This is a genomic window from Pseudarthrobacter linnaei, assembly GCF_055412825.1.
Genome location: NZ_JBVAYX010000022.1, coordinates 16,993 through 40,737 on the forward strand (window position 1 = coordinate 16,993; position 23,745 = coordinate 40,737).

Genomic DNA, 23,745 nt, shown 5'->3' on the forward strand with positions numbered 1-23,745 from the left:
CGGGGCCCGGCGGCTGCCCGCTCCGCGGCCCGGGCTCGTGAGAGTATGAAACCATGAGCGATCCGCACGACACTCAGCCCGGCGGNTCGTGAGAGTATGAAACCATGAGCGATCCGCACGACACTCAGCCCGGCGGCGGGACCCCCTTTGAGGGCGCCACCCTGGACCCCGGGCCGGCCGGCGACGACGGAACAGTTGCCCGGGACCAGCCGCTGGAGCCCGGACAGCCCGGGGGACTGCGGGGCCAGGGAAAACCCGTCCAGCCCGGGACGCCCGCCGCAGGACGACCCAGGACCAGCCAGCTCCAGGACCTCGTCGACGAACCCGCGAAGGTCATGCGGATCGGCACCATGATGAAGCAGCTCCTGGACGAGGTGAGGTCCGCCCCCCTCGACGACGCGGCGCGCGTCCGGCTGGCAGAAATCCATGAACGCTCCATTAAGGAACTGGAAGACGGCCTCGCGCCGGAACTGGTCGAGGAGCTGGAACGCATCACCCTCCCCTTCCCGGCGGACGGAACCCCCTCGGACGCGGAACTGCGGATCGCCCAGGCCCAGCTGGTCGGCTGGCTGGAAGGCCTCTTCCACGGCATCCAGACCGCCCTTGCGGCCCAGCATGCGGCCCGGGAACACGCCGTGGCGCAGGCACAGCTACGCCAGTTGCCGCCCGGAACGGTGATTGCACCCGGAGTCGTCATCGGCGAGAACGGCGAACCCCAACGCGCCGCGGCACCCAGGCCCGACGCGGATCACCCGCGGCCTGCCCTCCCTACCGACCGGGACCGCGGTCCCGGCCAGTACCTGTAAGGCATCCTTGGGATTCTTCAGCGCCGCCCGGCAGGGGCGGAAAGACGACGCCGAACTCGGCAAGGGCCTCTGGCGCCGCGCCCATGACCGGTTCAACCGCGGCCTCGACCGCTACCACCAGGTCCTCGCCGGGGTGGAGGACGATGCCCTCTACGACGAACTCCTGGAGATAGCCAACGAGCTCACGGCGCTCTCCGGTCGGGTCCGGCAGATCTGCGTGGCGGCCCAGCGGCGTTCCCCCAGTGAGGGACTGGACATTCCCGGGAGCCTGGCCGGAGTCCACCGCGCACTGTCCACGGCCGGCAACTCCCTGGCGACCACGGCCGAAGCGGCCGCGATGCTCCGGCTCGCCGTCGGTCCCGTCCCGGCCGGTGCGGTGTCGGTTCGGCGCCGCGCCGAATCGGTGCTCGACCAGGTCAACGACGCCGAACGCAGGCTCGCGGAGGCGGCCGCCGCCGACTGAGGGTTCCGGACAGCCCCTGGCACGGACCCGGAAATTCCCGGTTAAGCGCCTAGCTTAGCTGTGCTCTTTAAGCTGGCGGTATGCCCAGGACGTTGGCAAGATAGTTATATGACTTTTTCACCGGTACTGACTTTCAATGACGGCAACACCATTCCCCAGCTTGGCTACGGAGTGTGGCAGGTTGAAGACGATGTCGCCGAGAAGGTGGTTGTCCAGGCCTTCGAGGCCGGCTTCCGCCACATCGACACCGCCAAGATCTACGGCAATGAAGCAGGCGTGGGCCGGGCGATTGAGCGCTCAGGCCTCAAGCCCGAGGAAATCTTTATCACCACCAAGCTGTGGAACGCGGACCAGGGCTACGAGTCCACGCTGAAGGCCTTCGAGGAGTCCATGGGCCGTCTCGGCCTGGAGACCCTGGACATGTACCTGATCCACTGGATGCAGCCCAAGCAGGACAAGTACGTGGACACCTGGAAGGCTCTCATCGAGCTGCAGAAGCAGGGCCGCGTCAAGACCATAGGCGTCTCCAACTTCACCAAGGAAGGCCTGCAGCGACTTATCGACGAGACCGGCGTTGTGCCGGCCATCAACCAGATCGAACTGCACCCCTTCTTCAACCAGGCCGAGTTGCGCGAATTCAACGCTTCCAAGGGTATCCTCACCCAGGCCTGGTCCCCGCTGGGCCAGGGCGGTGAGCTGCTGGAGAGCGCGGTGATCGGCCAGATCGCGGCCAAGCATGACGCCACCCCGGCGCAGGTTGTCATCGCCTGGCACCTGGCCATCGGCAACGTTGTTATCCCGAAGTCCGTGACCGAGTCCCGCATCCGCGAGAACTACGCCGCGCTGGACGTCAGCCTGGACGAGACCGATGTGCAGGCCATCAACGGCATGGATAACTCGGCCGAGGGTGCTGGCCGCATCGGCGCCGACCCGGCAGTCTCCGACTTCGCCTAAACCACCCGCTTAGCCAAGCAGGCCAGCGGTTAGGCCGGCTGGCGGCTGAGGCGACCGGCCCCAGAGCCACAGCAGGGCCCTCACCCGCCAGGTGAGGGCCCTGCTCGTGTCCGGAGGTCGTTTCAGGGCGGGCGTAAGCAGCCTTTTGGCCCCAATGCAGCGGCACGGAGTCGATGACGGACCGGCCGTCCATCCCAGTTCTCGCTAAGGTCGGATGTTCTGATTCATCCGGAAAACGTTGTCCGGGTCCCAAGCGCGCTTGAGCCCGACCAGCCGCTCGTACTTCCCGTCGCCGTAGATCGTCCGAGAGTCCCCGCGCGATTCGGCGACGTCGTTGACGTAACGGCCCCTGGTGGCGAACGGCCCGACGTCGGCCATTCCCGCCCGGGCCCACTCGCGGCACGGCCCGTCGAGCGCCGGATCGTCCCACTGGATCTCGGCGCCCATCCAGTAGGCCGCCGTGCGGCCCGTGAACGCGGTCGCGTCCTCCGGCACTTCTGCGATCGCCCGGCCCCAAGACCAGACACCGAACTCGCCCCCGGCTCCCTCAGGAATTCCGTGGGCGTGCTGGACTGCCGCATCGACGAGCTCCGCGGGCAGGCTGCGGAGGAAGGCGCTCTTCATGTAGAAGCGGTGGCCCCACGCCGAGGACACGTCTGCGAGGCGCTGTGCTGCCAGGTGGGGTTTCGGCTCGATCGAGCCGGCAACCGGCGGTCCGAACTCACGCAACCGTGCGAGATCCCGCTCGGCCTCGCGGGGCTGCCCACAGTGCAAAACGGAGACAGCGGCTATCGGCCGGCCCCCGATGCCTGCCGGGAAGTAGTCCTCCGCCGGGAGCGCCAGACGGATGTAGAAGCCGAGCCACAGCTCGTCCGGTCCCGTCTCGGCGATCTCAGTGAAGAGCTGCGCGAGCTCGCCGGCGCGCTCGATCGGGTGGACGACGGTCCCGTGCGTGATGGGATGCTCAAGCGGGTGGAGGGCGTATTCGAACGACGTCGCGACGCCAAAGTTTGCGCCGGCTCCACGGACACCCCAGAAGAGCTCGGGGTTCTCGTCCGACGAGGCGTGGACGATCCCGCCGTCGGCCGTCACGAGGTCCACCGCACGGAGGTTGTCAATCGTCAGCCCGAACTTCCGCTGCAGGCGGCCCATCCCGCCGCCAAGCGTGAGACCGCCGATGCCGGTGTGGGAGACCACACCGACAGGGCATACGAGACCGACCGCCTGTGCCGCGTCCTCCAGCTCTGACAGCAGCGCGCCGCCGCCGCAGACCGCCGTGCGGCGTTCGGGATCGATCGTCGCGCCCCGCAGTCGGGAGAGGTCGATGACTATACCGTCGTCGCACGTAGAGAATCCGGGGATGCTGTGGCCGCCGCCGCGCACAGCGACGACGAGTTCGTGTGCGCGGGCGAACCGGAGGGCCGCCACGATGTCGGCCGTTCCGTTCGGCAGGACAACGAGGCCCGGTCTGCGGTCGACCAGACCGTTCCAGACCGCACGGGCAGCGTCGTACTTCGGTTCGCCCGGCCTGATCACCTCGCCGCCGAAGCCGTCCGCAAAGGCCCTCACCGTGCGGGTGCCCAACATGGCTCCATGGTAAGGCCGGGGTGCGGAGGTTTCCAGAGGAAAAGCCTCCGGCACGGTTGGGGGAATCAAAGGAGCAGGCGGCTGGCGGAGCGGCGTGTCCTCACACGACTTCAGCCGACCTCCCCGGGCAGTAAGCTAGGCGGCTCTGCGGCCTTCCTGCACCGGCACCGCGTCAATGATGGCCCAGCTGTGCTCGTCGGCCACCTGTCGGCTGGCGAAGCGTTCGGCGTCGGAAACGTCGTCGAAGGTCTCGGTGCGGATGCGGCCGCAGTCCGGGTCCAGGTACGTGACTTCAAAGTACTGGTTGGTTTCCATGGATTAAGTGTGGCGCCGGCCTCCGACACTATCCGGTCATCAGTGCGGTGTGTCGCCCAGCCGCAGCACCCGTTCCCGGGCAAGGTCCTCGGTGCGCCGCGCCCTGGCCGCCGCCCGCGCTGTCTGCTGCGCCCGGGCAGCTGCCAGTTCGCGCCGCTTCCTGGCAGCTTTGAGCTCCTGCTCGCGTTCGGCGAGTTGTTCCCGCAGCGTCCGCACCGCGTCGGCGAGCCCTGTGGCCCGGGCCGTGGACTCGGCCAGTTCCTCCTCTTGCTGCCGGGATTCCCGTGTGGCCGCTTCGGCTGCATTTTCGGCATCCTTGAGCAGCGCCCGGGCCCGTTCCAGCGCGGAGGGAGTGGACGGCCGAGGTGCCCGCCGGACCGCGCGCAAGCGGGGCTGATCCGTCGCTGCCGCTTTCCCGGTCCGGGCCGCGGTTCCGGCCCGGACCGCCTCCCCGGCCGAACCAGGCGCGGACAAGGGTTCGGCCTCCGCCGGAAGCACCAGGCCGGGCAGCGCCACGGTGCCAGAGAGATCCACCACGTCCACGCCGTCGGCGGACAGCCCCCGGAGCAGGCGGCCGGACTGCACGGCGGCAGCGGCCCCCGCATCTGCGGTGGCCGCGCGGAGGGTAGCTTCCACCTCCGCCGCGATCGCACCGCTGATCTTCCGTCCCTGCTGCTCGGCGATCTCCCTCGCCGCCTTGACCGCGCTGGCCAGGAGCTGACGCCGTTCTTGTCCCAGCCGTCGGAGTTCCGGGGCGTCGAGGGAGGATTGCGCGGCGCGCATCGACGTTCCCAGCCCGGCAAGTTCCCGGAGGGTCTCAGGCCGCCGGGCAGCGAGCATGTTCACCGCCCACGCCGCCACGGACGGCTTGGGCAGCGACCGCACCTCCGCGGCGAAGGTCCGCTGCTCCTGCGCGGCAGCAGCCTCTTTGGCCGCCGTTGTCCGTGCGGCGACAAAATGGTCGAACGGGAGGGCATAGAGCCGTGCCGCAACGTCCGCCAGCCCCTGCTCTCCCATGCAAGAATCATAGAAGCCCGGCCCGCGGCTACGCCGCCGCCACCGGGCGGTTCCGACGGATAGGTGCACACATGATTGAAATAGCGGGCCTCCCGGCCCACATCCTGCTCATCCACGCCGTCGTCGTCCTGGCTCCGATCGCCGGTCTGGCCGCGATAGTCTACGCCGCGGCGCCCCGCTGGCGCGGCTACCTGGCCTGGCCGCTGGGAGTGCTGGCCCTGGGCCTGGTTCCGTTGTCCCTCCTCACCGCGGAAGCCGGGGAACAGCTGGAGAAGGCCCGACCCTCGCCGGCCCTGATCCGGGAACACGCGGAACAGGGGGACGTGCTCAAGACCGTTTCCGTGGTGTTCTTCGTGGTTGTGGCGGCCGCGCTGATCGTGAGCTACGAGCCCATCGGACGGCGTTTCGCCTTTCTCGGGGCGCTGCGCACCAACAGTGCTGTCCGGATGGCCCTGCTGGTCGTCGCGGCGGCAGCCGGAGCCTTCTTCGTCTACCAGAGCGTCATCACCGGCCATTCCGGCGCGGCTTCCGTCTGGGTCCGTTGAGCGAACCATCACGCGGCGTCGGTCCCGGCGCCGCGGCCCACAGCCTGTCGATCCCGGCCTCCCGCGGCGCCGCGGGCGCCGCCGGTGCCCTCCCGTGGCATCTCCGCCGCGCCGCCGAGGCCCTGCGCACGCTCGACGTCAGCCCGGAGACCGGGCTGGACTCGGACGAGGCGGACCGGCGCCTGGCACTCTACGGCGCCAATGAACTCCGTGCCGCACCCCCGGTGCCGCTGTGGCGCAAGATCGTGCGGCAGTTCCAGGACCCGCTGGTTTACCTGCTGCTGGCGGCCATTTCGATCTCGGTCCTTGCCTGGGCGGTGGAAGGTGCCGCCGGGGTGCCGGTTGACGCCCTCGTAATCGGGGCCGTGGTCTTGTTCAACGGTGTCCTGGGTTTCGTGCAGGAAAACAAGGCCGAGAACGCCGTCGCGGCGCTAAGGCTGATGACGGCAGCGAACTCCACGGTGCTGCGGGACGGCCAATTGAAAACCGTGCCGTCGGCGGAACTGGTGCGCGGTGACATCCTGGTCCTCAACGAGGGGGACTCCGTCGGTGCCGACGCCCGGCTGATCACGGCAAGTTCCCTGGGCGTTGCCGAATCCTCGCTCACCGGCGAAAGCTCGCCCGTCTTCAAGAACCCCAGGGTCCTCAGCTATGACGTGCCCCTCGGTGACCGGCTGAACATGGTGTACAAGGCGACGGCCGTGGCGCAGGGCGTGGGCCGGGCGGTGGTGACCGGAACCGCGATGGATACCGAGGTCGGCGCGATCGCGGGAATGCTGGCCGCAGCGGAGGACGCGCCTACCCCGTTGCAGCGCGAAATCGCCGGCGTCAGCAAGCTGCTCGGCGTCACCGTGATCGCGATCGCCGTCGTCGTGATGGCCACGATCATTATCGTCAACAAGGTCTCGACGCTGAGCGGGCTCGTCACCGTCCTGCTGCTGGGGGTCTCGCTCGCGGTGGCCGCCGTGCCGGAAGGTCTGCCCGCTATCCTGTCCGTCGTGCTCGCCATCGGTGTCCAGAACCTGGCCAAACGCAACGCCGTGGTGAAGGAGCTCCACTCGGTGGAAACCCTTGGCTCCGCCTCGGTCATCGCCTCGGACAAGACCGGGACGCTGACCCGCAACGAAATGACCATCTGCAGGATCACCACAGCCTCCGGTCAGGTCGAGCTCACCGGCGTCGGGTACCGGCCGGAGGGCGGTGTGCTCCAGAAGGGCCACGAAGTCCGTGATCCGGCGCTGCTCCAGGAGGCACGCATGGTGCTGGCCGGGGGTTCCTTCGCCAATAACGCGCAGCTGCTGGAGCGCGGCGGTGAATGGGAGATCCAGGGCGACCCGACGGAAGCTGCGTTCCTCGTCGCGGCCCGGAAGATTGAAGGGGTCACGGACAGGACCGGGGAGTTCGAGCGGCAAGGTGAGATTCCGTTCACCTCCGAGCGGAAGCTGATGTCCGCGCTGGCCCACCACCGGGAGGGCGGCACCCTGTCCCTCGTCACCAAGGGCGCCCCGGACGTCCTGCTGGAACGCTGTACCGGACTTCAGCTTGGAGGGGAGGTGGTTCCGATGGACGCGGACCGCCGCGCCCGGGCGCTGGCCGACGTCGAGGAGCTCTCGTCCCAGGCCTTCCGGACACTCGGTGTGGCTTACCGCCGATATACCGACGCGGACCGTCACGAGGCGGACATCCTCGACGAGGAGGACGAGAGCACGCTGGTGTACGTCGGCGTCGTCGGAATCCTGGACCCGCCGCGGGCTGAAGCGGCCCCGGCGGTGGCCGAGGCGCGGCGGGCGGGCATCCGCGTCGTGATGATCACCGGGGACCACCCGCTCAGTGCGGCACGGATCGCCGGCGACCTCGGGATCGCCAAGCCGGGGGAGCGGGCGGTTACGGGCGCGGAGCTGGACGCACTGGACGACGCCGGGCTGCGCAGGCTTACCCGGGACACCTCGGTGTACGCGCGGGTGGCGCCGCAGAACAAACTGCAGATCATCACTGCCCTGCAGGCCCAGGGCAACGTGGTGGCGATGACCGGGGACGGTGTCAACGACGCGCCGGCGCTGAAAACCGCGGACATCGGCATCGCCATGGGCGTCACGGGCACCGAGGTCACCAAAGAGGCCTCGAACATGATCCTCGGCGACGACAACTTCGCCACGATCGTCTCCGCGGTGCGCCAGGGCCGGGTCATCTTCGAGAACATCGAAAAGTTCCTGCGGTACCTGCTCTCCTCGAACATGGGCGAGGTGTTCACGGTCTTCCTCGGCGTCGTGTTCGCCGGCGCCATGGGCCTGGCCGGAGCGAGCCCCGGCGAAATCGCGGTGCCCTTGCTGGCGACGCAGATCCTGTGGATCAACCTCGTGACCGACTCCGGCCCCGCCCTGGCGATGGGGGTTGACCCGGAAATCGACGACGTCATGGCGCGCCGGCCGCGTCAGCGCGGAGACCGGATCCTCGGCACACGGATGTGGCTGGGTATCCTGAGCATCGGCCTGGTCATGGGCGTTGCGTCGCTGCTGACCATCGACATCTTTCTGCCCGGCGGGCTGGTCCCGGGCGGCAGCGACTCACTCGACGTCGCACGCACTGCCGGCTTCACCACCCTAGTGTTCGCCCAGCTGTTCAACGCCTTCAACTCCCGTTCGGAGACGACGTCGGCCTTCCGCCGGCTCTTCGTGAACAAATGGCTCTGGGGGTCGGTGCTGCTGGCGACGGTGCTTCAGGTGGCGGTCGTCGAGCTGCCCTTCCTGCAGCGTGCCTTCGGGACGGCGTCCCTGGACCCCGGCCACTGGGCGGTCTGCGTTGCGATGGCCTCGACCGTGTTGTGGTTCGATGAGCTCCGCAAAATTGTCCTGCGGGCGGGCGAGCGGCGCCGGGAGGTGCAGGCTCGCCGATGACAGGGGCCGGTCACGGCTCTAAGGCCGCCGCAAGGGGCTGCGGGTCCTGCGGAGCGCCACAACCAGCACCACGAACGCGAGCAGTTGCAGGACCGCCACGGCCGCGATCAACAGCGGGCGGGTGCCATAGAGTGCGCCGTAAAGGACGCCGCCGGCCAGCGCGCCGGCCCCTTCGAAGGCTGCGAAGACCCCGTACGCCGTCCCTTGGCGCTCTTCGGGCACCAGATCGGCAACCAGCGCCTTCACTGTCGAGTCCTGGATACCCAGGGCGGTACCCCAGACGAGGACGCCGAAAAAAGCTACCGCGGCCCCCGGCGCGAGGGCCAGCACCGGCACAGCAGCGACCAGCAGGGGAAGGGCAAGGAGCACCCGGCCGCCGGAACGGTCATAGATGACACCGCTGGCGAGGGCGCCCAGGGCCGCCGCCGCCATCGCACCTGCGTACATCAGCGCAGCCACCGCCACCGGAACGGCCGCCGTCGTCGTGAGGTGGAACGAAATGACACCGAAGGCAACGAGCCCCGCGCTCCAGAAGAAAGCGGAGACAGCGTACAGTGCAAAGCTCCCGGAAAACAACGGCGCCGGACGGCCTGCGGCGCCCGGGGGTGCCGGTTCGCCACCTTGGGGAAGTCCACCGGCTCCGGGCGACGGCGGCTGGCGGGGGCCGGGATCCGGCACCCGGTGGCGTAACCAGAACAGCAGGAAGATGGCCGCCGCTGCCGGAACGGACAGCGCCGCTAAGGCAGCCGACAGGTTTCCGGTGGCAGCGAGTACCGCGGCGACCAGGACGGGCCCGAGCAGGGCTCCTACGAGGTCCAGCGACTTGTGGACCGCGAAGCCGTGGCCTCGGCCCACGGGCTTGGCGACCGCTGCCAGCAGCACGGTCTTAGCCGGGCTGCGGACGGCTTTGCCGACCCTGTCCCCGATGATGAGCACTGAGGCCAGGACCAGGCCGGCTTCTCCGGCCCAGGGTGCTACGGCGAGCAGGGGCACACAGACCACCGTGAGCGCATATCCCGCCAGAGTGAAGGTCCAGTATTTGCGGGTTCGGTCCGCCCACGGCCCAAACACCAGACGGAGTCCCTGCGCCGCGGCTTCGGCGCCGCCCGTCACGAGGCCGACGAGCAGGGCAGAGGCACCCAGTTGGGCGAGCAGGGGGCCCGCCAGGGGCCGCGCGCCGTCGGAGACGACGTCGGCGGCCAGGCTGACGAGCCCAAAACCGATCACCGGACCCCAGAGACTCCGGCGGTTGGCGCCGGGCAGGGCAGATCGCCTGACCCGCTCGCGGGCTGAGAAGCGTCGGTGGGGCCGGCCCATTTCCCAAGACTCGCGGACGGTCTGTGGAAGGGCAAGGGGCCCGGCAGAACGTCCGCTGCCCGTACGGGGTGCTGGGGCCCGTCTCGCCGACGTTCAGCACGAGGTGCTGGGAGCGTTGCCGTCGTCGGTGGCGAAGGACTTGACCTTGACCCCGGCGACGTGGACCTCGGGAAGGTTTCCCTTGCGCCACAGTCCGTGGCCAGGAAGTCGACCACTTGCTGGCGTGGAGGGTGGTTCCGGGGCGGCTGCAGTGGCCGGAGCGGGGGCCCCCTGGAGGCCCCGACGACTTCGCTGGGGCCGATAACTGAAGATCAGAGCTTCCTGCCAGAATCGAACTGGCGACCTTCTCATTACGAGTGAGACGCTCTACCAACTGAGCTAAGGAAGCAACCGCCTGAAATGTCCGGGCGGTGGCCCGGGCGCTTCATGCCAGAGACAACTGTAGTAGAGTCCTCCGGCCCGGGTCAAAATGAGAGCCGAGCGCCTCAGCAGACAGTGTTGTCCGCCGGGGTCTTACCGTCGACCAGGTAGTCGTCCACGGCATTGCCGACGCAGTCGTTGGAGCGACCGTAGGCCGTGTGGCCCTCGCCCTGCCACGTCAGCAGCGAGGCGTTACCGAGCTGCTTGCGCAGCTCGCTCGCCCATTCCACCGGGGTGGCCGGGTCGCCGGTGGTGCCGATCACGAGGATGTTGGTCGACCCTGTGTAGTCCACCGGTGCCGGGGTCCGGACGTTCTGGTACGGCCATTCCTTGCAGTTGGTGCCGGTGAAGGCGAAGTATTTGCCGAAGGTGGGTGAATCCAGCCGGAGCTGCTGGTCCTCCGCGCGCATCCCCGCCGTGTCCGTGACCATCGGGTAGTCCAGGCAGTTAACGGCGCTGAAGGCAAAGGTGCTGTTTGACGAATAGCTGCCGTCGGGCTCCCGTTGGGCGTTAAAGTCGGCCAGCCTCAGGAACGGCGAGGCGTCATTCTTCAGGGCGGCGCCGAGGGCCTGCGTGAGCAACGGCCAGTTGTCGTCGTTGTACAGCGGGACAATCATGCCGGTGACCAGGATGGACGCCGAGACCATCCGGCCGTCCTTGGCGCGCATCGGGTTCGCCTCCACGGCCGCGATCAGGTCCCGGATCTGCTCGATCCCATTGTCGACGCCGCCGCTCAGCGGGCAGCCAGCGGACTGGAGGCATTTTTCCACGTAGGCGCGGAGGGCTTTTTCAAAGGCTTTCGCCTGGCCGCTGGTGACTTCCTCGTAGCTGAGGGAGGGGTCCATCGCGCCGTCCAGGACCATCGCGCCGACGTTGTCAGGGAACAGCGCGGCATATGTCGAGCCGAGGAACGTCCCATAGGAGAACCCCATGTAGTTCAGCTTCGTGTCGTTCAGGGCAGCACGCAGGATGTCGAGGTCCTTGGCGGAACTCTCGGTATCGACCTGGCCCAGGACGGGCCCGGTCTGTTCCTCGCACTTGGCGGCGATCACCTGGTTGTCCGCCAGGGTTTCGGCCACGCCGGCGTCGGTGTCCAGGTCGTAGATCTTCGCGCGGGAGGCGTCGCGTTCCTGTTCCGTCAGGCAGGTGACCGGGGCGGAGCGCTTCACGCCGCGGGGGTCGAATCCCACGATGTCGAAGTTGGCGCGGAGCTTCTCCGAGAAGTGCGTGGTTCCGGCGTCCTTGACGAAGTCATAGCCGGAGCCGCCGGGTCCGCCCGGGTTGATGAGCAGGCTGCCCCTGCTGCCGCCCTTCGTGGAGAGCCTGATCGCCGCGATCTCGATGCTGTCGCCGTCGGGCTTGCTGTAGTCCAGCGGAACCTTGATCTTGGCGCATTGGAAGTCCGCCTCACAGGCCGTCCAGTCGGTCCTCTGCGTGTAGTAGCTGCGGAGTTCGGCGGGCGCGGAGGATGCGATCTCAGGATTCGGGGTGCCCGCGCTCTTGGCCCCGCCGTCGCCGACACCGAACAGGGTGCATGAGGAGAGCACCACGGCCAGGGCCACGGCGCCGGCCGCCCGCATGCCGATCGCAAGGGATCGGGATCTGGCGGGCACTGCTCGTGCAGACTTCATGCGGGTCTCCTTGGCGGATCGGAACGGAGCGGAGGGGCTGGCACTTCACACCGGACCGGTGCTGGGGGCCGGGCTGATGGTCGGTTCACCGGGGACGGTCACTCAATGATCCCTCAGATGAGGCTGGCGGCCATCGACTCGACGGCCAGCAGCGGAGCCACGTTGGAAGTCGTGATCCGTTGGCGGGCCTTGTTGATGGCGTCCATGCGGGCAAGTGTTGTTTCGGGGGAGGACTGGCGGGCGAACTCCACGAGTTCACTCCTGAGTTCAACGTTGACCAGCTCGACGGCGTTCCCCATCTGGATGATCAGTACGTCCCGGTAGAAGGACAGCAGATCAGTCAGGGTGCGGTCGAGGGAGTCTGTCACCGAACGCTTGGCGCGGCGCTTCTGGTCGTCCTCGAGCTGCTTGACCTGCCCCCGCATGGCCGGCGGCAGCGTGCCGCTCTCGGGTGCGCCGAGGGTGGCGAGCAGGGCGGCCTTTTCCGCCGCGTCGCGCTCGTCGTTGGAGCTGTTGGCTTCCGCGGTGGCGATCTTGACGAGCTTTTCCGCCATCAGCACCGCGGCGGTGACGCCCCGGAGGCCCAGCGGGAACCGCACTGTTTCGAGCCGCCGTTCGCGGGCTTCGGGGTCCCGTGCCAGCCGGCGGGCGATCCCGACATGGCTTTGCGCCGCCCGGGCCGCGCGTTCGGCGACGGCCTGGTCGACGCCGTCGCGCCTGACCAGCAGGGAAGCGACATCGGCCGCGGGTGGAAGCCGCAACGCCACCGCCCGGCACCGGGACCGGATGGTGACCAGGACGTCGGCCGGGGACGGCGCGCACAGCATCCAGATGGTGCGGGGAGTCGGTTCCTCGATCGCCTTGAGCAGCACGTTGGTGGTGCGTTCCGCCATCCGGTCCGCGTCCTCCACGACGATGATGCGCCAGCGCGCCGACGACGGCCGGTTCCCGGCCGTGGAGACCAGCTCGCGGGCCTGGGCGATGGTGATGGTGACCTTCTCGGTGCGCACAAACGCGACATCGGAGTTGGTTTCCCCCAGGATGGTCAGGCAGGCCGCACATTCACCGCAGCCGCGCCGGCTGACATCGTCCTGGTCGCAGTTCAGGGCGGCGGCGAAGGCCTTCGCCGCGTTGGACCGCCCGGAGCCCGGCGGCCCGGTGAAAAGCCACGCATGGGTCAGTCCGTCGCCTTCGGCAGCCTGGCGCAGTTGGGCCACGACGGCGGGCTGGCCCTGGAGGTCGTCCCAGACGCTCATGCGCTCACGCCCCTGCGGAGGGCCAGCAGCGGCTCCACCCGCTCGAGGATCCGCACCGCCAGCTGCTCGACCGGGAGGTGGGCGGGAAGGACGAGATACTGCCCGGGCCGGGCCGCCGCGAGTGCGAGGAACGCGGTGCGGATCCGGGCATGGAACTCGTCCGCCTCGGATTCCAGCCGGTCTTCGGCCGCATCGTCCGCGGTGCGGCGGTGCCGGCCTACCTTGGGGTCAACATCGAGCAGCACGGTGAGGTCCGGCTGCAGGCCCGAGGTGGCCCACTCGTTGATGTTGCGGACGGCGTCGGTGCCCAGGTCCCGGCCGGCGCCCTGGTAGGCGACCGAGGAATCGATGTAGCGGTCGGTGAGGACGATCGCGCCGCGTTCCAGGGCCGGGCGGATGACCTGGCTGGCGTGGGCGGCGCGGGAGGCCGCAAAAATCAGGGCTTCGGTGTGTGCATCGATGTGGCCATGGCCGTGCTCCAGGACCAGGGCACGCAGCTTTTCGCCGATCGGAGTGCCGCCCGGCTCCCTGGTCCGCAGCACCCTGAGGCCCCGCGATTCAAGGGCCGATGCCAGCTCGGCCGCCTGCGTCGACTTGCCGGCGCCGTCGCCGCCCTCGAAGGCGATAAACAGTCCGGGATTATGGGTAGTCACTGCTCTAGCGTACCGACAATCACTGACAGTAACGCGCCGGGACGTAACGCCTTGGCCGCCCTGAGGGGCGCCGAAGTACCCTGTGACCATGAGTCTTTCCGATGCACAGGCAGCCTTCCTTTCCGCAGAAACGGTTGTGGTGGCGGCGGGCCGCCCGCCGCGCGAACGCGATGAACCGGTCAACCCCCCGCTGGTGCTCTCCTCGACCTATTACGGCACGGGACCGCTGGGCGACGGCGACCGCGGCTACGGACGGTATTCCAACCCCACCTGGGACCCGTTCGAGGAAGCCCTTGGCCAGCTGGAGGGTGCCGAGCTCCCGGGCCTGCTTTATGCTTCCGGCCTCGCCGCCGTCAGTTCCGCGCTGTCCCTTGTTCCTGGCGGGGGAGTGCTCGTCATGCCGTCTCATAGCTACGCCGGATCCCTGGTGATGGCTACGGAACTTGCCGCCAAGGGGTTCCTGGAACTGCGCACGGTGGACATCGCGGACACCGATGCCGTCCTGGCGCAGCTCGCGCCGGCGGACGGGCGGCCCGCCAGCATGCTGTGGCTGGAGAGCCCCACCAACCCGATGCTGGGCGTCGCGGACATCCGCGCTCTCACGACAGCCGCGCACGCGGCGGGCGCCGTAGTCGTCACGGACAACACCTTCTCCACCCCGCTCGTGCAGCAGCCGCTGGCGCTGGGCTCCGACATCGTCCTGCACTCGGTGACGAAATACCTCTCAGGCCACTCCGACGTCGTGCTGGGCGCCCTGGTGACGTCCGACGCCGGACTGCGCGCCGCGCTGCTGCACCACCGCACCATCCACGGCGGGATCGCCGGGCCTTTTGAGGCCTGGCTGGCGCTGCGCGGGCTGCGCACCCTGGCCCTGCGGGTGGAGCGCTCGCAGGCCTCGGCGGCCGTGCTGGCCGGGCGGCTGAGCACGCACCCCAGGATCGGCAGCATCCGTTTCCCGGGACTGCCCTCGGACCCCGGCCACGAACGGGCCAGGAGTCAGATGAAGGGCTTCGGCTCGGTGCTGTGCATTGAAATGGCCCCGGTGGACGGCGGCCAGGGCAGCCGCAACGGAAGCCTCAGCGGTGCCGATGCCGCGGACCGGATGATCCGGGCCCTGAAGCTGTGGCTGCCAGCCACGTCCCTGGGCGGCGTGGAGTCGCTGATCGAACGGCGGCGACGGCACGCGGCCGAGCCCGCCAGTGTGCCTGACAATCTGGTCCGGATGAGCGTGGGAATCGAAAACGTCGAGGACCTTTGGTCCGATTTGGAGCAGGCCTTGGCCAGCTTGGACGGCTAGGCTGGGGGCATGGACGGAAGAGCGCTTATTTACTATGTCGAGACCGGGGTCTACTTTCTCCTGGCCCTCGTAGCCCTGGCCCTTGAGGTATGGGCTTTTTCCGATTGCCTGCGGCACAAGGCGAACGCCTTTGAAGCCGTGTCCAAGCGCACCAAGACATTCTGGCTGGCCGTCACCGGCGGCGCCATGGCCGTGGGCTTGCTCTCGCTGTTAGGCGGCGGAGGCGGCGGCCTCCTGGGCCCGCTGGGACTGTTCGGACTCGTCGCCGTGACGGCGGCGTCCGTTTACCTCGCCGACGTCCGCCCGGCCGTCAAGGATGCGGGCCGCGGCGGAAGCCGCAACACGGGTCCCTACGGCCCCTGGTGATCCCCGCAAACCCCTAAGCTGGCAGGCTCGCTCAGCGAATCCTCCGGCATGGCCCCTGACCGTCGCCTTCAGGGCCCGGCTTAGGGGCCCGGCGCGACGGCGTCCCAGCGGACCGTCAGTTCGCCCAGCCGCCACCGGGCCGGACCGTCCTGGACAGGCCAGCCGGCGTCGAGCAGCGAGCGGCACATCGCCGTCCAGCGCTGCCGGTTCCCGAACGACGCCAGCGGCGCGGCCTCCAGCCAGGCCTGGTCCATCGCCTGCAGGAAGGCATGGATCCTCTCGCCCGGCACGTTGCGGTGGATCAGGGCCTTCGGGAGCCGCTCGGCCACCTCGGAGGGCAGCGTAAAACTGCCGAACCTCATTGACAGGCTTAGGCTCAGCGGCCGCTCGGCGTCCAGCGCCACCCACGTGACCCGGCGGCCGATCTCGTCGCAGGTGCCGTCGATGAACAGCCCGTCCGGGGCCAGCCGGCCCTGCACCAGGCGCCAGATGGCCGCGACATCGGCCTCCTCGTACTGCCGGAGCACGTTGAAGGCCCGCACCAGGACGGGCCGGCCGTCGACCGGCAGTTCAAAGCCGCCCAGCTGGAAGCTCAGCCCGGGCCGTTCCAGTTCCCGGGCCAGCCGGACGCGCTCAGGTTCGATTTCGATGCCGACCACCCGCACATCGGGCCGGACCGCGGACAGCCGTTCGAAGAGTTCGACGGCGGTGGCCGGGGACGCGCCGTAGCCCAGATCGACGGCGAGGGGATCAGCCGCCGCGCGCAGCCGCCAGGCCTGCGGGCCGGTCAGCCAGCGGTCCAGCCGCCGCATCCGGTTTGGGTTGGTGGTGCCGCGGGTAATGTTGCCCACCGGCCTGTCCGCCCGGGGTCCGCCTTTCCCCACGCCGCGTTTGTCCATGCCGCCTTTTCCCATGACATGGGTTTGCGGGGACGCCACCCGCTCAGCCTTCTGCACCACCAGCCCACCCTATCTCCAACGCGTCCCATCCAACGCGGGGTCAGTTCCGGCCCATGCGGCGCCCCGGGACGGGCGCGTAGCGACCCCGCGTGGCGGTGTGGCGCGGGTTCTGTAACGCGCGGCGCTGCCCGGGGCCGCTCAGCTAGGATGAAAACCATGACTTATAAGCTGATTTTGCTGCGCCACGGCCACAGCGAATGGAACGCCAAGAACCTGTTCACCGGCTGGGTGGACGTTGACCTCAACGACCAGGGCCGGGCCGAGGCGATCCGCGGCGGCGAGCTTCTCGTGGAGCACAATATCCTCCCGGACGTCCTGTACACCTCGGTGCTGAAGCGGGCCATCAACACCGCCAACATGACCCTTGACAGGGCCGACCGCGGCTGGATCCCGGTCAAGCGGGACTGGCGGCTCAACGAGCGCCACTACGGCGCCCTGCAGGGCAAGGACAAGGCCCAGACCCTCGCCGAATACGGCGAGGAGCAGTTCATGACCTGGCGCCGGTCCTACGACACCCCGCCGCCGCCCCTGGACGACGACTCCGAGTTCTCCCAGGCGCACGATCCGCGCTACGCGGCCCTCGGCGGCGCACTGCCCCGCACCGAATGCCTCAAGGACGTGCTGGTCCGCCTGCTGCCCTACTGGGAATCGGACATCAAGGAAGACCTCAAGGCCGGCAAGACAGTCCTGGTCACGGCCCACGGCAACTCGCTGCGCGCCCTCGTCAAGCACCTGGACGGCATCAGCGACGAAGCGATCGCCGGACTGAACATCCCCACGGGCATCCCGCTGGTCTACGAACTGGACGAGAACTTCAAGCCGTTGAACCCGGGCGGAACCTACCTCGACCCCGAGGCCGCGGCCACGGCGATCCAGGCAGTCGCCAACCAGGGCAAGAAGTAGCGCCCCGGCGCCAACCGCGGAAACGCACGACGCCGGCCGGTCACCTCGTAAGGTGACCGGCCGGCGTCGTTGTTTCTGCTGTCCAGACGTGCTGTCCGGCGCTGCTGGCCGGCGTCCCTGTACACGGACGGCGGCGGCGGGTGCTAGCTGTGCTCGATGCCGTTCGGCTGCCAGGCACCGGTGACCAGGTAGGTGACCTTCTGCGCCACGGACACGCCGTGGTCCGCGAAGCGCTCGAAGTAGCGGCTGGCGAGGGCGACGTCGACCGTCGTGGCGGGGGATTCGTGCCAGTCGCTGCGGGCGATCGCCTGGAAGACGCTCAGGTGCAGGTCGTTGACCGCACTGTTGGCCTTCAGGATGTCCCGGGCCACTTCGAGGTCCCGGGTTTCCAGCAGCACCGTGAGCTTCCGGGCGATCAGCAGGTCATAGTCGGCGAAGCTTTTGAACGTCTCACGCAGCTGCGCGGGCACCACAGTGGCCGGGTAACGGAGACGGGCCAGCTGGGCGAGGTGGCGGGCGAGGTCGCCCATCCGCTCCAGGGAGGCGCTCATCCGGAGTGACCCCACGATCATCCTCAGGTCGCTGGCCACGGGGCCCTGCAGGGCGAGGATGTCGATGGCGCGCTCGTCCAGGCTGTTCTGCAGGAAGTCGATCCGTGCGTCGGCCGCGATGACGTCCTCGGCCAGATCGATGTCGGCGCCGGCGAAGGCAGTCGTGGCTTTGTCAATGGCTTCACTGACCAGCTTTGAGATTTCGACGAGCTGTTCCCCCACTTGGGCGAGCTCTTCCTGAAAAACCTTGCGCACGTGTGCGTCCTTTCCTTGGAAATATTGCCGGCCACCACAGCGGCGGGCCCATTTCGGTCACCTGGCGGCGCTCCAACTGTCCAGTGTTCCAGCGTCCGGTGAACTGTTACGCCCCAATAGATGAACGTTAGCTGAACCGGAGTGGGAATAGCGGGAGATTACAGTTTCCCACGCGGGGCAGAGCATAAGCTGGAGCCGTGGACCCAATGCTTATCGGCGTGATCGCCGGCCTGATCGGCCTGTCGCTTGGCGTCTTCGGCGTGCTCGCCTTCCGGGTCAGTGAGCAGCAGCGCAAGCTCGTGGACGTGGAGTTCGAGGATCCCGCACTTCCCGAAGGTGCCGCCGAGGTGCTGGCCGCCGTCGGCCGGGCGTTTGTGGTGGTGGACGCGATCGACGGCGTCGTTCGCGCCAGCCCCGCCGCGTACGCCTACGGACTGGTGCGCGGCCATACCCTGGTCCATGAGCAGTTGCTGGAGATGACCGCGAAGGTGAGGCGCGACGGCGTCATCCTCGAACGGCTCCTTGAACTGCCGCGGGGCCCGCTGGGCCAGGGAACCATCGTGGTCCAGGTGCGGGCGGCCGTGATCGCGGAGGAATACATCCTCCTGCTGGCGGACGACCGGACCGAGGTCACCCGCACCGAGGAAGTCCGCAACGACTTCGTCGCCAACGTCTCCCACGAACTCAAGACGCCGGTCGGTGCCATCTCGCTGCTGGCCGAGGCGCTCGAGTCCTCCGCCGATGACCCGGAAGCGGTCCGCCGCTTCGCCAGACGCACCCACAAGGAATCCGCCCGCCTGGCGGCCCTGGTGCAGGACATCATCGAACTGTCCCGGCTGCAGGGCTCCAACGTCGCAAAGCAGGGCCGGGCCGTGGACATCAACACTGTCGTCACCGAAGCGGTGGACCGGTCCCAGCTGCCGGCGGAAAGCAAGAACATCGATCTCGTCGTGGGCGGGCATCCGGACGCCATGGTCTACGGCGACCAGGACCAGCTCGTGACGGCGCTGCGGAACCTGATCGACAACGCCATCCGCTACTCCCCGGAAAACACCCGGGTCGGCGTCGGCATCCGGGCCAGGGACGGCCTCGTGGCCGTCTCCGTCACGGACCAGGGCGAGGGGCTCAGCCCCGAGGACCAGGAACGCGTCTTCGAGCGCTTCTACCGCGTGGACGCCGCCCGGTCACGCCATACCGGCGGCACCGGCCTGGGCCTGAGTATCGTCAAACACGTGGTCGCCAACCACGGCGGCGAGGTGACCCTCTGGTCCCAGCCCGGGCAGGGCTCCACCTTCACCATCCGTCTCCCGGAGCTGGAGGGCCAGGACCTCGACGGCGTTATTGCCGCGGGCGAGCCCTCGCACCAGGCGGCCTCGCAGGCCGCGGGCAACGGCCCGACCCAGCACCCCAGACCAACACGACGGGACGCCGCCGGCGCCCATGAGCAAGGAGTTACCGCTTGAGCAGGATTCTGATTGTCGAGGACGAGGAGTCCTTCAGCGACCCGCTGTCCTACCTGTTGGGCAAGGAAGGATTCGAAGTGGAGGTGGTGGACAACGGGCTGGACGCCATCACCGAGTTCGACCGCAACGGCGCCGACCTGGTGCTGCTGGACCTGCAGCTGCCGGGCCAGTCAGGCACCGAGGTCTGCCGGCAGCTGAGGCAGCGCTCGTCCGTCCCGGTCATCATGCTGACGGCCAAGGACGCGGAGATCGACAAGGTCGTCGGGCTGGAACTCGGCGCCGACGACTATGTCACCAAGCCCTACTCGTCCCGGGAGCTGGTGGCCCGGGTCCGGGCCGTGCTGCGCCGCCAGGGCGAGCCCGAGGAGCTGGTTCCCAGCACCGTGCACGCGGGACCGGTCCGGATGGACATCGAACGGCACGTAGTCACGGTCAGCAGCGAACAGGTTTCCCTGCCGCTGAAGGAATTCGAACTGCTGGAAATGCTGCTGCGGAACTCCGGCCGGGTCCTGACCCGCGGGCAGCTGATCGACCGGGTCTGGGGTTCGGACTACGTGGGGGACACCAAGACCCTCGACGTCCATGTCAAGCGGCTCCGCAGCAAGATTGAACCGGATCCCTCGGCGCCGCGGCACCTCATCACCGTCCGCGGCCTGGGCTACAAGTTCGAGCCCTGAGCCCTGAGCCCTGAGCCCGGAGGGCGGAGCCCGGAGCACTGAGCCCGGAGGATCATGGCACGGACCCGGCGGGACGGACAAAGCATACGGAAAAAGGAGGGACGCCCGGTGACCGGGCGCCCCTCCTTTTCCGTATGGAAGCTAGTGGTTCGCGTTGCTCGTCGGCGACGGGGTCGGCGTGGCCGAGCCGGTGGGCTCGCTGCCGGCCGGCAGATACTGTTTGTAGTCGGAGATCGTTCCGTCCAGCACCGGCACGTTGAACGTGGCCTTCTGGTTGGTGCCGTCCTCGCTGATGCTGACTTCGACGAGGGAACCCGGGATGCCGCCGGTCGTGCTCAGGATGGCCTCGTCGGTGGAGTCGTTGAGCAGCGTGTAGGAGTTCTGCTTGACAGGGACCTCGGTCTGGGAACCCCCAGCACCGGCGATGGTCAGCGTCACGTCCTCGGAGGATGAGTTGTACACAGCGCCGATCACACGGCCGGGCTTGTCCTCACCGGCGGAGATGATCATCATGTTGCGCAGCTGAAGCGCGCCAACGTTGGCCTGCGTTCCGTCGGAGGCCGCGTACTGCGCGGCGGTCGCCTGAGGGTTGATGTAGCCGCAGCCTGTTACGGACAGCAGGCCGATGCCCAGAGCAGCCGTTGCCATTGCCAGCTTGCCGCGCTGGCCCCGGTTCGTCGCAGTGAAACCCACGTCTCGCACTCCTTGAGAGTCTTGGAACATTATTCAGCCATAGCCTATCGGCAATCCCCGCCAAACGATGATTCGGGCCGTACACAATCCGGTCGCTCCGTGCCCGGCCGGGCGCCGGCGGGGGAGGTCGGGCAATCTTGGCAGAGGCGGGGCCATGCACTAATGTCCGCGTTCGTCAAGGGGTCTGACGGTGCCGTTTAAGGCCATTTTCCCCGTATTTACGCGGTTCTTGGGTGAGTTCCGTGGCAGTCGTATGCCTTAAACGTGATAAACTGGTCTGCGGGAAAGGGGAATGTCCACATGGTTTTTGAGGTCGGCGAGACAGTAGTTTACCCTCACCACGGTGCAGCCAAAATTGAAGAAATCAAGATGCGCACTGTCAAGGGCGAAGAGAAGATGTATCTCAAGCTCAAGGTGGCTCAGGGTGATCTGACCATTGAAGTTCCAGCAGAAAACGTTGACCTTGTTGGGGTCCGGGACGTAGTGGGCAAAGAAGGTCTGGAGCACGTGTTTGAAGTGCTGCGGGCCGAGTTCACCGAAGAACCCACCAACTGGTCACGTCGATACAAGGCAAACCTGGAGAAGCTTGCTTCCGGTGATGTCATCAAGGTGGCAGAGGTCGTCCGCGACCTGTGGCGCCGCGATCACGACCGGGGTCTCTCCGCAGGGGAGAAGCGCATGCTGGCCAAGGCACGCCAGATTCTGATTTCAGAACTGGCGCTGGCTGAAAAGACTGATGAAGAGAAGGCTGCAAGCGTTCTCGACGAGGTCCTGGCTTCCTAAGCAAGTCGAACAGACAAGAATCGAACCCCGGTAGCGTAACCGCTGCCGGGGTTTCTTTTGCCCTTTTTTCGACCGCCACTCGGTTTGCTCCTTCAACACCCTGGTCCTTCAGTACGCCACGGAGGCACTGGAACTGGCAGCTCACTGGGATGCACGCGGCGCCGGGACGTAGTCTTGTGCGCATGGACTCTGCACCGACCAACACGTCTCCGTCCGGCCCCGTCACCGCGGTCATCGTTGTGGCGGCCGGCTCCGGCCAGCGCCTGGGCTACGGCATGCCGAAAGCCATGGTTCCGCTCGGCGGGGACAGCATCCTCACCCACGCCCTGCGGGGTGTCGCCGCAGCCGGCGTCGCGCAGCAGATCTGCGTCGCTATTCCTCCCGGCGACCCGGAACTCCGCGCCCTCTGTGAGGCCTTCATGCAGGAGCTCAACACGGAACGCCGGCGCACGCACGCCGCCGGCGAGGGCGTGCAGCTGCCGGTCGTGACGATCGTCGACGGCGGCGCCACCCGCGCCGCATCAGTCCGCGCCGCCCTGGCCGCGCTGTTGCCCGCTACGGAAGCTGTCCTGGTCCACGACGCCGCCCGCGCCCTGGCTCCGGAGGCTGTCTTCCACCGGGTATCGCACGCACTGGCCGCCGGCGCAGTCGCCGTCATCCCGGTCATGCCCGTGGTGGACACGGTCAAGACGGTGGAACCGACCACGGGCGCCGGCGCCGCCATTTCCCCTGAAATCGTCACCGGAACCGCGGCCCGGGAGACCCTCCGGGCGGTGCAGACGCCGCAGGGCTTCGAGCTCGCCACCCTCCGGCGCGCCCACGAGGCGGCGGCCTCCTACGACGCCATGCAGGCGGCCGCCGTCACCGACGACGCCATGCTGGTGGAACTTCTTGGCGTCCCGGTCCACGCGGTGCGCGGCGCCAGCCAATCGCTGAAGATCACTACGCCGCTGGACCTGATCATCGCCGAGGCTCTCCTCGAAGGCCCGTTGGGCGCCCGCTGGGTGGAAGGCTGAGCATGTCCGGAAACCAGAATCCCGCGCTGCCCGTCATCCCGCGGACCGGAATCGGCATCGACGTCCACGCCTACGCACCCGAGGACACGCCCCAGCCGCTCTGGCTCGGTGGGCTGCTCTGGGACGGGGAGCGCGGGCTGTCCGGCCACTCCGACGGCGACCCGGTCGCCCATGCCGCCGCCGACGCCCTTTTTTCCGCGTGCGGCATCGGGGACCTCGGCACGCACTTCGGCACCGACCGCCCGGAGTACGCCGGGGCCTCCGGAGTGACCCTGCTGGCCGAGGCCGCGCGGATCGTCCGCGCGGCGGGCTTCGAGATCGGGAACATCGCCGTGCAGCTCGTGGCCAACAGGCCCAAGTTCGGCCCCCGCCGGGAGGAGTCCCAGCGGGTCCTCACCGAGGCCGCGGGCGCCCCGGTCAGTGTCTCGGCCACCACGAGTGACGGCCTGGGTTTCACCGGCCGCGGCGAAGGCATCGCAGCCACGGCGACGGCCCTGGTCTACCGCTCCGGCTCGGCGTCTCCCGAGTCCGTCGCCTAGGCTTGAGGAAGACCCCTTCCCGCCACATCAGGAGACTCCCCGTGAAAAAGCTGCTGCCCGCCGTCGTCCTGCTGGGCGGACTGCTGATGACCGGCTGCGCCGCGACGCCGAAGATGAGCATCCCGGAAAGCTGCGCTTTCCTCAACCAGGACACCTTCGTCCCCGCCGGCAACCAGCAGCAGCAGGCGGAGCAGATCTCCAAGCACTACCAGGAGGTCGCGGACAAGGTGGCGCCCGAGGTGGCCGATCCGATTCAGAAGATGGCGGACATCATGAAGCAGGTGGCCGGCACCTCACTCGGGGCCAAGAGCGACGAACAGACCAAGCAGCTCGCCGAGCAGATGAACAAGATCGGCGAGTACTGCAAGTAGGCCGCAGGAAGCGC

At 68.2% G+C, this 23,745-nt stretch carries 24 protein-coding genes and 1 tRNA gene; 14 read left to right on the forward strand and 11 right to left on the reverse strand.

All coding sequences use genetic code 11. The annotated features are described in order from the left end of the window. The first annotated feature begins 104 nt into the window (after positions 1-104). The 3 genes from ACZYZ3_RS15805 to ACZYZ3_RS15815 all read left to right on the forward strand — a co-directional run bounded on the left by ACZYZ3_RS15805 (position 105) and on the right by ACZYZ3_RS15815 (position 2,223). Positions 105-806: a bacterial proteasome activator family protein gene (locus ACZYZ3_RS15805; RefSeq protein WP_463964764.1), complete on the forward strand. Its 702-nt coding sequence runs from the start codon at positions 105-107 to the stop codon at positions 804-806. A 7-nt stretch (positions 807-813) separates the two neighbouring features. Continuing rightward, the gene (locus tag ACZYZ3_RS15810; protein WP_463964765.1) at positions 814-1,269 is read left to right on the forward strand and encodes a hypothetical protein; all 456 of its coding nucleotides are present in this window, start codon (positions 814-816) and stop codon (positions 1,267-1,269) included. 108 nt (positions 1,270-1,377) lie between these two features. Beyond that, positions 1,378-2,223 carry an aldo/keto reductase gene (locus ACZYZ3_RS15815; protein ID WP_463964766.1) on the forward strand — a complete coding sequence of 282 codons (846 nt, stop codon included), beginning with the start codon at positions 1,378-1,380 and terminating at the stop codon, positions 2,221-2,223. 204 nt (positions 2,224-2,427) lie between these two features. Here ACZYZ3_RS15815 and ACZYZ3_RS15820 read toward each other — a convergent pair whose 3' ends face one another. The 3 genes from ACZYZ3_RS15820 to ACZYZ3_RS15830 all read right to left on the reverse strand — a co-directional run bounded on the left by ACZYZ3_RS15820 (position 2,428) and on the right by ACZYZ3_RS15830 (position 5,142). Then, positions 2,428-3,810 carry an FAD-binding oxidoreductase gene (locus tag ACZYZ3_RS15820; RefSeq protein WP_463964767.1) on the reverse strand — a complete coding sequence of 461 codons (1,383 nt, stop codon included), beginning with the start codon at positions 3,808-3,810 and terminating at the stop codon, positions 2,428-2,430. A gap of 135 nt (positions 3,811-3,945) precedes the next feature. Beyond that, a complete protein-coding gene (locus tag ACZYZ3_RS15825; protein WP_463964768.1) occupies positions 3,946-4,125 on the reverse strand; it encodes a hypothetical protein in 180 nt (59 codons plus the stop codon). 39 nt (positions 4,126-4,164) lie between these two features. Further along, positions 4,165-5,142: a coiled-coil domain-containing protein gene (locus ACZYZ3_RS15830; RefSeq protein WP_463964769.1), complete on the reverse strand. Its 978-nt coding sequence runs from the start codon at positions 5,140-5,142 to the stop codon at positions 4,165-4,167. A gap of 71 nt (positions 5,143-5,213) precedes the next feature. Between ACZYZ3_RS15830 and ACZYZ3_RS15835 the strand changes: the two genes are divergently transcribed. Then, on the forward strand, positions 5,214-5,687 hold the full coding sequence (locus tag ACZYZ3_RS15835) for a hypothetical protein (RefSeq protein ID WP_463964770.1): 474 nt from the start codon (positions 5,214-5,216) through the stop codon (positions 5,685-5,687). Next, complete coding sequence (locus ACZYZ3_RS15840) at positions 5,684-8,581, forward strand: cation-translocating P-type ATPase (protein WP_463964771.1); 2,898 nt, start codon at positions 5,684-5,686, stop codon at positions 8,579-8,581. The genes ACZYZ3_RS15835 and ACZYZ3_RS15840 overlap by 4 nt, the downstream gene beginning before the upstream one ends. An 18-nt stretch (positions 8,582-8,599) precedes the next feature. Here ACZYZ3_RS15840 and ACZYZ3_RS15845 read toward each other — a convergent pair whose 3' ends face one another. From ACZYZ3_RS15845 to tmk, 5 genes are all read right to left on the reverse strand, one after another. After that, a complete protein-coding gene (locus ACZYZ3_RS15845; protein ID WP_463964772.1) occupies positions 8,600-9,898 on the reverse strand; it encodes an MFS transporter in 1,299 nt (432 codons plus the stop codon). A 315-nt stretch (positions 9,899-10,213) separates the two neighbouring features. Continuing rightward, a tRNA-Thr gene (locus ACZYZ3_RS15850) sits at positions 10,214-10,286 on the reverse strand. A gap of 97 nt (positions 10,287-10,383) precedes the next feature. Then, a complete protein-coding gene (locus ACZYZ3_RS15855; protein WP_463964773.1) occupies positions 10,384-11,949 on the reverse strand; it encodes an alpha/beta hydrolase in 1,566 nt (521 codons plus the stop codon). Positions 11,950-12,062: 113 nt separating this feature from the next. Beyond that, a complete protein-coding gene (locus ACZYZ3_RS15860) occupies positions 12,063-13,205 on the reverse strand; it encodes a DNA polymerase III subunit delta' (protein WP_463964774.1) in 1,143 nt (380 codons plus the stop codon). After that, positions 13,202-13,858, reverse strand: a complete 657-nt coding sequence (gene tmk, locus ACZYZ3_RS15865; protein ID WP_463964775.1) for a dTMP kinase — start codon at positions 13,856-13,858, stop codon at positions 13,202-13,204. Before tmk ends, ACZYZ3_RS15860 begins: the two co-directional genes overlap by 4 nt. Positions 13,859-13,946: 88 nt before the next feature. Between tmk and ACZYZ3_RS15870 the strand changes: the two genes are divergently transcribed. Together ACZYZ3_RS15870 and ACZYZ3_RS15875 are read left to right on the forward strand one after the other, a co-directional pair. Beyond that, entirely contained in the window at positions 13,947-15,155 is a 1,209-nt protein-coding gene (locus tag ACZYZ3_RS15870) for a trans-sulfuration enzyme family protein (protein WP_463964776.1), read from the forward strand. A gap of 9 nt (positions 15,156-15,164) precedes the next feature. Then, entirely contained in the window at positions 15,165-15,521 is a 357-nt protein-coding gene (locus ACZYZ3_RS15875; RefSeq protein ID WP_463964777.1) for a DUF2516 family protein, read from the forward strand. A gap of 80 nt (positions 15,522-15,601) precedes the next feature. Here the strand turns inward: ACZYZ3_RS15875 and ACZYZ3_RS15880 are convergent, their stop codons facing one another. Next, positions 15,602-16,420 (reverse strand): class I SAM-dependent methyltransferase, encoded by an 819-nt coding sequence (locus tag ACZYZ3_RS15880; protein WP_463964794.1) that lies wholly within the window; start codon positions 16,418-16,420, stop codon positions 15,602-15,604. Between the two features lie 216 nt (positions 16,421-16,636). Here ACZYZ3_RS15880 and ACZYZ3_RS15885 point away from each other — a divergent pair, with 216 nt between their 5' ends. Next, on the forward strand, positions 16,637-17,383 hold the full coding sequence (locus ACZYZ3_RS15885) for a phosphoglyceromutase (RefSeq protein ID WP_463964778.1): 747 nt from the start codon (positions 16,637-16,639) through the stop codon (positions 17,381-17,383). A 143-nt stretch (positions 17,384-17,526) separates the two neighbouring features. Here ACZYZ3_RS15885 and phoU read toward each other — a convergent pair whose 3' ends face one another. Continuing rightward, a complete protein-coding gene (gene phoU / locus ACZYZ3_RS15890) occupies positions 17,527-18,189 on the reverse strand; it encodes a phosphate signaling complex protein PhoU (protein ID WP_463964779.1) in 663 nt (220 codons plus the stop codon). Between the two features lie 206 nt (positions 18,190-18,395). Here phoU and ACZYZ3_RS15895 point away from each other — a divergent pair, with 206 nt between their 5' ends. Together ACZYZ3_RS15895 and ACZYZ3_RS15900 are read left to right on the forward strand one after the other, a co-directional pair. After that, positions 18,396-19,652, forward strand: a complete 1,257-nt coding sequence (locus tag ACZYZ3_RS15895; protein WP_463964795.1) for a sensor histidine kinase — start codon at positions 18,396-18,398, stop codon at positions 19,650-19,652. Next, positions 19,649-20,329: a response regulator gene (locus ACZYZ3_RS15900; protein WP_463964780.1), complete on the forward strand. Its 681-nt coding sequence runs from the start codon at positions 19,649-19,651 to the stop codon at positions 20,327-20,329. The genes ACZYZ3_RS15895 and ACZYZ3_RS15900 overlap by 4 nt, the downstream gene beginning before the upstream one ends. 141 nt (positions 20,330-20,470) lie before the next feature. Here ACZYZ3_RS15900 and ACZYZ3_RS15905 read toward each other — a convergent pair whose 3' ends face one another. Continuing rightward, entirely contained in the window at positions 20,471-21,022 is a 552-nt protein-coding gene (locus ACZYZ3_RS15905; protein WP_463964781.1) for a hypothetical protein, read from the reverse strand. 300 nt (positions 21,023-21,322) lie between these two features. On the opposite strand from ACZYZ3_RS15905, the gene ACZYZ3_RS15910 reads away from it, so the two are divergent. The 4 genes from ACZYZ3_RS15910 (at position 21,323) to ACZYZ3_RS15925 (ending at position 23,731) form a co-directional block, all read left to right on the forward strand. Then, entirely contained in the window at positions 21,323-21,805 is a 483-nt protein-coding gene (locus tag ACZYZ3_RS15910) for a CarD family transcriptional regulator (protein ID WP_024367191.1), read from the forward strand. Positions 21,806-21,987: 182 nt separating this feature from the next. Next, positions 21,988-22,821, forward strand: a complete 834-nt coding sequence (ispD, locus tag ACZYZ3_RS15915) for a 2-C-methyl-D-erythritol 4-phosphate cytidylyltransferase (protein WP_463964782.1) — start codon at positions 21,988-21,990, stop codon at positions 22,819-22,821. A gap of 2 nt (positions 22,822-22,823) precedes the next feature. After that, complete coding sequence (gene ispF / locus ACZYZ3_RS15920; RefSeq protein WP_463964783.1) at positions 22,824-23,360, forward strand: 2-C-methyl-D-erythritol 2,4-cyclodiphosphate synthase; 537 nt, start codon at positions 22,824-22,826, stop codon at positions 23,358-23,360. Positions 23,361-23,401: 41 nt separating this feature from the next. Next, a complete protein-coding gene (locus tag ACZYZ3_RS15925; RefSeq protein ID WP_463964784.1) occupies positions 23,402-23,731 on the forward strand; it encodes a hypothetical protein in 330 nt (109 codons plus the stop codon). Positions 23,732-23,745: the final 14 nt, after the last annotated feature.

Bases quoted from the DNA above. Each gene is read 5' to 3' on its own strand.
- ACZYZ3_RS15805 (WP_463964764.1), top strand. From the start codon at position 105: ATGAGCGATCCGCACGACACTCAGCCCGGCGGCGGGACCCCCTTTGAG.
- ACZYZ3_RS15815 (WP_463964766.1), top strand. From the start codon at position 1,378: ATGACTTTTTCACCGGTACTGACTTTCAATGACGGCAACACCATTCCC.
- ACZYZ3_RS15820 (WP_463964767.1), bottom strand. From the start codon at position 3,810: ATGTTGGGCACCCGCACGGTGAGGGCCTTTGCGGACGGCTTCGGCGGC.
- ACZYZ3_RS15825 (WP_463964768.1), bottom strand. From the start codon at position 4,125: ATGGAAACCAACCAGTACTTTGAAGTCACGTACCTGGACCCGGACTGC.
- ACZYZ3_RS15830 (WP_463964769.1), bottom strand. From the start codon at position 5,142: ATGGGAGAGCAGGGGCTGGCGGACGTTGCGGCACGGCTCTATGCCCTC.
- ACZYZ3_RS15835 (WP_463964770.1), top strand. From the start codon at position 5,214: ATGATTGAAATAGCGGGCCTCCCGGCCCACATCCTGCTCATCCACGCC.
- ACZYZ3_RS15845 (WP_463964772.1), bottom strand. From the start codon at position 9,898: ATGGGCCGGCCCCACCGACGCTTCTCAGCCCGCGAGCGGGTCAGGCGA.
- ACZYZ3_RS15855 (WP_463964773.1), bottom strand. From the start codon at position 11,949: ATGAAGTCTGCACGAGCAGTGCCCGCCAGATCCCGATCCCTTGCGATC.
- ACZYZ3_RS15860 (WP_463964774.1), bottom strand. From the start codon at position 13,205: ATGAGCGTCTGGGACGACCTCCAGGGCCAGCCCGCCGTCGTGGCCCAA.
- ACZYZ3_RS15870 (WP_463964776.1), top strand. From the start codon at position 13,947: ATGAGTCTTTCCGATGCACAGGCAGCCTTCCTTTCCGCAGAAACGGTT.
- ACZYZ3_RS15875 (WP_463964777.1), top strand. From the start codon at position 15,165: ATGGACGGAAGAGCGCTTATTTACTATGTCGAGACCGGGGTCTACTTT.
- ACZYZ3_RS15880 (WP_463964794.1), bottom strand. From the start codon at position 16,420: ATGGACAAACGCGGCGTGGGGAAAGGCGGACCCCGGGCGGACAGGCCG.
- ACZYZ3_RS15885 (WP_463964778.1), top strand. From the start codon at position 16,637: ATGACTTATAAGCTGATTTTGCTGCGCCACGGCCACAGCGAATGGAAC.
- ACZYZ3_RS15895 (WP_463964795.1), top strand. From the start codon at position 18,396: ATGCTTATCGGCGTGATCGCCGGCCTGATCGGCCTGTCGCTTGGCGTC.
- ACZYZ3_RS15910 (WP_024367191.1), top strand. From the start codon at position 21,323: ATGGTTTTTGAGGTCGGCGAGACAGTAGTTTACCCTCACCACGGTGCA.
- ispD (WP_463964782.1), top strand. From the start codon at position 21,988: ATGGACTCTGCACCGACCAACACGTCTCCGTCCGGCCCCGTCACCGCG.
- ispF (WP_463964783.1), top strand. From the start codon at position 22,824: ATGTCCGGAAACCAGAATCCCGCGCTGCCCGTCATCCCGCGGACCGGA.